Genomic DNA, 6,622 nt, shown 5'->3' with positions numbered 1-6,622 from the left:
CCGCCCGCGGGCTGCCGCGCGCCCTCGGCCACAAGGCCGGCGCCGAGGCCGCGCGCCGCGCCATCGAGGCGGCGGGCGAGGCCGGGGTGGGCTGGCTGACGCTCTTCGCCTTCTCCTCCGAGAACTGGCGGCGTCCGGCCGACGAGGTCCAGGACCTCACGCTCCTGATGCGCCACTACCTCAACACCGAGGTCGCGCGGCTGGCGCGGGAGGGCGTGCGGCTGCGCGTGATCGGCGAGCGCGAGCGCTTCGGCCCCGACCTCGTCGCCGCCATCGCCCGCGCCGAGGCCGCGACGGCGGGCGGCGCGCGGCTCAACCTCAACATCGCGCTGTCGTATGGCGGGCGGGCCGAGATCGCCTCCGCCGCGCGGGAGATCGCCCGCCGCGTCGCCGCCGGCACGCTCGACCCCGACGCGGTCGACGAGCGGATGTTCGGCGGCTTCCTCGGCACCGCGGGGATGCCGGATCCGGACCTCATCATCCGCACCTCGGGCGAGCAGCGGATCTCCAACTTCCTGCTCTGGCAGGCGGCCTATGCCGAGTTCGTGTTCCAGGACGTGCTCTGGCCCGACTACGGCGCGGTGGAACTGGGCGCGGCGCTGGCCGAGTTCGCGCGGCGCGAGCGCCGTTACGGCGCGCGCGTGGCCTGATGCCGCCCCGGATGCACCGTCGCGATCTGTCCTGCTAACCTTCCACCTGCATGGCTGACATCGAACCGGCGCCCCGCGCCGCTACCGCCGAGGCGGCCGCGCGCGCCAAGCGCTGGGGCGACCTGCGCAAGCGCGCCATCTCCGCCGCGGTGCTCGGCCCCGCGGCCGTCGCCTGCATCTGGCTCGGCGCCGAGGCCTTCACCGGCATGCTGGCGCTGGCGGTTGCGCTGCTGGCCTGGGAATGGGTGCATATGTGCGGCCGCCGCGTGCGCGTGCTGCCGGGCCTCGCCGTGCCGCTGGCGGTCTTCGCGGCCGGTGCGCTCGCGGTCGGGGATCATGTCCGCTGGGCGCTCTTCGTCCTGCTGGTCGGCTTCGGCATCGCCTGGTGGTTCGCCCAGCGCATGGCGGAGACGCTGACCCAGCCGGCCGGCCGTCTCGCCATCGGCGTGCTCTACATCGGGCTGGCCGGCATCGCGCTGATCGAGCTGCGCCACGACACGGACGCGGGGCGCGCCAATGTGCTGTTCCTGTTCCTGGTCGTCTGGGCCTCCGACATCGGCGCCTACATGGCGGGCCGGAGCTTCGGGGGGCCGAAGCTCTGGCCGGCGGTCTCGCCCAACAAGACCTGGTCGGGGGCTGCGGGCGGGCTGCTGGCCGCCATCGCCATCGGCCTCGTGGCCGCCTTCGCCTTCACCACGAACCCGGTGGTCGGCGCGGTGGTAGCCGTGGCGGCCCTGCTCGGCGTAGCCTCGCAGGCCGGTGACCTCCTCGAGAGCGCGATCAAGCGGCATTTCCACGTGAAGGACAGCTCCCACCTCATCCCCGGCCATGGCGGGCTGCTGGACCGCCTCGACGGGGTCCTCGCCGCCGCTCCCGTCGCGGCGCTGCTGTCCTTCGCGCTCGGCTATGGCCGGGTGCTGTGGGACTGGCGCTGAGCGTGACCCGCTCCGTCTCGATCCTCGGCGCGACCGGGTCCATCGGCCGCTCCACCATGGCGCTGATGGAGGCCGCCGAGCCCGGCGCCTTCCGCATCGAGGCGCTGGTCGCCAACCGCGACGTCGCGACGCTCGCCACCCAGGCGCGCCGCTTCCGCGCCCGCTTCGCGGCCGTCGCCGACCCCGACGCCTGGCCGGCGCTCAAGGAGGCGCTGGGCGGCAGCGGGATCGAACTCGCCGCCGGGCCGGAGGCGGTGGTCGAGGCCGCCTCGCGCCCGGCCGACTGGACCATGGCGGCGATCGTCGGCGCGGCCGGGCTGCGCTCCACCCTTGCCGCGCTCGCCCGCGGCGGCACGCTGGCGCTCGCCAACAAGGAAAGCCTGGTCTGCGCCGCCGACCTCGTGCTGGAGACGGCGCGCCGCGCCGGGGCGACGCTGCTGCCGGTCGATTCCGAGCACAACGCGGTGTTCCAGTGCCTCGCCGGCTGCGACGGGGCAGGCATCGAGAAGGTGGTGCTGACCGCCTCCGGCGGCCCGTTCCGCGACTGGCCGCTCGAGCGCATGGCGCGCGTGACGCCCGAACAGGCGCTGAAGCACCCGACCTGGTCGATGGGTGCGAAGATCTCGATCGACAGCGCCACCATGATGAACAAGGGCCTCGAGGTGATCGAGGCGGCGCGCCTCTTCACCCTGCCGGCCGGGCAGATCGAGGTGCTGGTGCATCCGCAGTCGGCGGTGCATGGGATGGTGCAATACGCCGACGGATCGATCCTGGCGCAGCTCGGCAGTCCCGACATGCGCACGCCGATCGCCCATGCGCTCGCCTGGCCGCGGCGCATGACGGCGGAGATCCCGCGCCTCGACCTCGCGGCGCTGGCGAAGCTCGAATTCTTCGCCCCCGATCCGGTGCGCTTCCCCGCGCTGCGGCTGGCGCGGGAGGCGCTGTTGGCGGGCGGCGGCGCGCCCACCATATTGAACGCGGCGAACGAGGTGGCCGTGGCGCTGTTCCTGGAACGGCGCATCGGCTTCCTCGACATCGCCGCGGTGGTGGAGGAGACGCTGGCGCGGCTTCCCGCCGCCGATCCGGACGGGCTCGAGGGCATCCTCGCGCTCGATGCGGCCGCCCGTGCCGAGGCGGCCCGCCGGGCCGAGACACGCGCCGCGCTCGCCTGACGGCGGCAGACGGAGAGTTTCCTTGGACTTCCTGCCCGACCCGGTCCGCACCGTCCTCGCCTTCGTGGTGGTGCTTGGCGTCCTCATCTTTATCCACGAGCTCGGCCACTACCTCGCGGCGCGCTGGCGCGGCATCCATGTGGAGCGCTTCGCGGTCGGCTTCGGCCGTTCCATCGCGAGCTGGGAGGACCGGCGCGGCACCGAATGGCGCATCGGCTGGATCCCGCTCGGCGGCTACGTGAAGCTGCACGGGCAGGAGACGCCGGCGGATGCGACGCCGGAACAGAAGGCGGCCTGGCGACCGGGCGAGACCTTCCACGACAAGCCGGTGAAGGACCGCGCCATCGTCGTCGCGGCTGGCCCGCTTGCGAATTTCCTGCTCGCGGCGGTGCTGTTCGCCGCGCTCTTCCTCGCGATCGGGCGCGAGGTGCCGGATCCGCAGGGCGTGCAGACGCGCATCGGCATGCTCTCGGGCGGCGGCGCGGCGGCCGAGGCGGGCTTGCGGCGCGGCGACGTCATCGTGGCCCTCGACGGCCGCGCGGTGGCGCGCTTCGAGGACATCCAGGCGCATGTCGCGCCGCGCGCTGGGCAGCCGATCACGGTCACGGTGGATCGGGGCGGGCGCGAGCTGTCGATCCAGGTGACGCCGCGCCCGGTGGAGGCGAACGGTGCCACGGTCGGGCGGCTCGGCATCCAGGCGGCGCCCGCCGTGCGCTACGAATCGGTCGATCCGTTCAGCGCGCTCTGGGCGGGGGTGGAGCGCACGGCCTCGGTCAGCTGGCAGACGCTGGCGGCGGTCGGGCAGATGATCACCGGCAGCCGGGGGACGGAGGAACTCGGCGGGCCGCTCGGCATCGCCAAGATCTCGGGCGACGCGGCGCGGCTCGGCTTCGACACCTTCATCGTCTTCATGGCGGTGCTGTCGGTGAATCTGGCGCTGATCAACCTCTTCCCGATCCCGATCCTCGATGGCGGCCACCTGATGTTCTACGCGGCGGAGGCGATCCGCGGCCGCCCGCTGCCGGCCAAGGCGCAGGAAATCGGGTTCCGGGCCGGCTTCGCGCTGCTGATCACGCTATTCGTCTTCGCGACCTGGAACGACCTGACCAATCTCGGCGTGGTGCGCTGGGTCGGCGGGCTGCTCGGCTGAGCGGCGGTGGCCTGCAGCACCCGGGGGCGACCGGAGCGCCCCGAGTCGCGGGCCTGCCGCGCGCCCTGAAACGCGCTGAAACCCAGCTTGCGCCTTGGGCGGGGTGACGGGATGGGGGTCCATCCGCTAGGAGAGGCGGCCGTTTCTCCACCGCAGGGATGACCGCCTTGGCCGCACACAGGCTCCTGCTGCTCGCCGCGAGCGCGCTGATCCCCGTCGCCCTGTCGCTTCCCGCCGAGGCGCAGCAGCGCCCGCGCGTGCCGAGCGCCGCGCCGGCCGCGCCCTCCGGCGTCGTGCGGGGCATTGACGTGACCGGCAACCAGCGGATCGAGGCGGACACGATCCGCTCCTACATGCTGCTCCAGCCCGGCGACCCGTTCGATGCGGACCGGCTCGACCGCAGCCTGCGGACGCTCTTCGCCACCGGCCTGTTCCGCGACGTGACGGTCGCGCGGAGCGGCGACCGCATCCAGGTCACGGTGGAGGAGAACCCGATCGTCAACCGCGTCGCCTTCGAGGGGAACCGCCGCGTGTCCGACGACGTGCTGCGGCCCGAGGTCACGCTGCGCTCCCGCGCCGTCTTCACGCCGCAGCAGGCGCAGGCCGACCGCCAGCGCATCCTCGACCTCTATGCCCGCCGCGGCCGCTTCGGCGCGCAGGTCGAGCCGAAGATCATCCAGCTCGACCAGAACCGCGTGGACGTGGTGTTCGAGATCACCGAAGGCCCGACCGCGCTGGTCAGCCGCGTCAACTTCGTCGGCAACGCGGCCTTCTCCGATACGCGGCTGCGCGACGTGATCGCGACGCGCGAGCAGGCCTGGTACCGGCTGCTCTCCTCCTCGGACGTCTTCGACCCGGAGCGGCTGAACTTCGACCGCGAGCTGCTGCGCCGCTTCTACCTGCGCCAGGGCTTCGCCGACGTGCAGGTGACCAGCTCGACCGCCGAGCTGTCGCCAGACCGCAGCGGCTTCTTCGTGACCTTCACGATCAACGAGGGCCCGCGCTACCGCGTCGGCCGCGTCGACGTGACGACCACGCTGCGCGGCGTCGACCTCGACCTGCTGCGGCGCGACGTGCCCTTCTCGGCCGGCGACTGGTACGACGGCGAGGCGATCGAGCGCGCGGTGGACACGCTCACCGACAGCACCGCCCTCGCCAGCCAGCCCTTCGTCGACATCCGCCCCCGCATCGCGCGCAACCCGGAGGCGCGCACGGTGGACGTGACCTTCGAGGTTGGCGAGGGCACGCGCGCCTTCGTCGAGCGGATCGAGATCACCGGCAACACCCGCACCCAGGACCGGGTGATCCGGCGCGAGTTCCGCCTGGCGGAGACCGACCCGCTGAACCCCGCCGCGCTGCGCCGCTCGCGTCAGCGGCTGCGCGACCTCGGCTTCTTCAGCAACGTGGACATCCAGCCCTCGCCGGGCTCGCGTCCGGACCGGGTGATCCTGAACACCAGCGTGAGCGAGCGCCCGACCGGCGAGGTCTCGCTCGGCGGCGGCTTCTCGACCGATGCGGGCTTCCTGGCCGATTTCGGCATCCGGGAGCGCAACTTCCTCGGCACCGGCGTGGATGCGCGGCTGCAGACGCTGCTCGCGCAGCGGCGCAGCCAGTTCGACTTCTCGGTGACCGATCCGCAGTTCCTCGACCGCAACCTCGCGGCCGGCTTCGACGCCTTCTACCTGCAGCGCAACCTGCGCGAGGTCGCCTCCTACTCCGAGCGGCGCTACGGTATCGTGCTGCGTGCCGGCTACGAGTTCAACGAGCGGCTGCGCCAGTCCTGGGCCTACAGCCTGGTGCAGCGGAACGTCTTCGACGTGCAGCCCGATGCGTCGCGCTTCATCAAGGAGCAGGCGGGCGAGACCCTGCTGTCGCAGCTCGGCACCACCATCGCCTATGACAGGCGCGACAGCCGCATCGAGCCGCGCTCGGGCTACATCCTGCGCCTCGGCGGCGACTTCGCCGGCCTCGGCGGCGACGTGAGCTACGTGCGGCTGCGCGCCGACGCGGCGTACTACATCCCCTTCGAGCGGCTGCTCGGCGATCCCGACTACGTGCTGGTCCTGCAGGCCGGCGTCGGCCTGCTGGAGCCCTATGGCGACCGTGACGAGCGGATCATCGACCGCTTCTTCCTGGGCGGCGACAACCTGCGCGGCTTCCGCCTCGCCGGCGTCGGGCCGCGCGACCTGACCACCGGCGACCCGCTCGGCGGACGCCTGATCTGGACGCAGTCGACGGAATTCCGCTTCCCGCTGCCGCTGCCCTCGGAACTCGGGCTGATCGGGCGCGCCTTCGTCGATGTCGGCTCGCTGTCCAACACGCCGGTGACCGGCGTGGGCGTGGTGGACGACAGCTCGCCGCGTGTCGGCGCCGGCGTCGGCATCTCCTGGCGCACGCCAGTCGGCCTCATCAACATCGACATCGCGCAGGCCGTCGTGAAGAAGGACTATGACGAGACGCAGATCGTCCGGTTCGGCTTCGGCACGCGATTCTGACCAGCTTCGGGAACCCCCTTGCGATGCGCTTGCGCCACCTTCTTCCCGGCCTCCTCCTGCTCGCCGCACCCATCCTCGCGCTGACCGGCGCGGCCGGGCCCGCGGCGGCGCAGCAGGGCGGCCAGGACTGGTTCATCCCGGGCCAGCAGCGGCCGCAGGGCGCGCAGGGGCAGGGCGCCCAGCCGGCGAGGCCGCCGCAGGGCCAGCAGCCCGCCCTGAT

General features: G+C 72.8%; 6 protein-coding genes. All 6 read left to right on the top strand.

Annotated elements, in window-relative coordinates:
• The coding region (gene uppS / locus L2I40_RS16635; RefSeq protein WP_237216315.1) for a polyprenyl diphosphate synthase at positions 1-650 on the top strand (650 nt) is incomplete at its 5' end.
• Between the two features lie 50 nt (positions 651-700).
• Positions 701-1,585 (top strand): phosphatidate cytidylyltransferase, encoded by an 885-nt coding sequence (locus tag L2I40_RS16630; protein WP_237216314.1) that lies wholly within the window; start codon positions 701-703, stop codon positions 1,583-1,585.
• 2 nt (positions 1,586-1,587) lie between these two features.
• Positions 1,588-2,757: a 1-deoxy-D-xylulose-5-phosphate reductoisomerase gene (gene dxr, locus L2I40_RS16625; RefSeq protein WP_272910978.1), complete on the top strand. Its 1,170-nt coding sequence runs from the start codon at positions 1,588-1,590 to the stop codon at positions 2,755-2,757.
• 22 nt (positions 2,758-2,779) lie between these two features.
• A complete protein-coding gene (gene rseP, locus L2I40_RS16620; protein ID WP_237216313.1) occupies positions 2,780-3,907 on the top strand; it encodes an RIP metalloprotease RseP in 1,128 nt (375 codons plus the stop codon).
• Positions 3,908-4,065: 158 nt separating this feature from the next.
• The gene (gene bamA, locus L2I40_RS16615) at positions 4,066-6,402 is read left to right on the top strand and encodes an outer membrane protein assembly factor BamA (protein WP_372491072.1); all 2,337 of its coding nucleotides are present in this window, start codon (positions 4,066-4,068) and stop codon (positions 6,400-6,402) included.
• A gap of 23 nt (positions 6,403-6,425) precedes the next feature.
• Positions 6,426-6,622 (top strand): hypothetical protein (locus tag L2I40_RS16610; RefSeq protein WP_237216311.1); only part of this gene is annotated, 197 nt, incomplete at its 3' end.

Source organism: Falsiroseomonas oryziterrae, assembly GCF_021864505.1.
GTDB lineage: Bacteria > Pseudomonadota > Alphaproteobacteria > Acetobacterales > Acetobacteraceae > Falsiroseomonas > Falsiroseomonas oryziterrae.
Note: the sequence above shows the minus strand (reverse complement) of the source record. Positions and strands in the feature narration are given on the sequence as shown.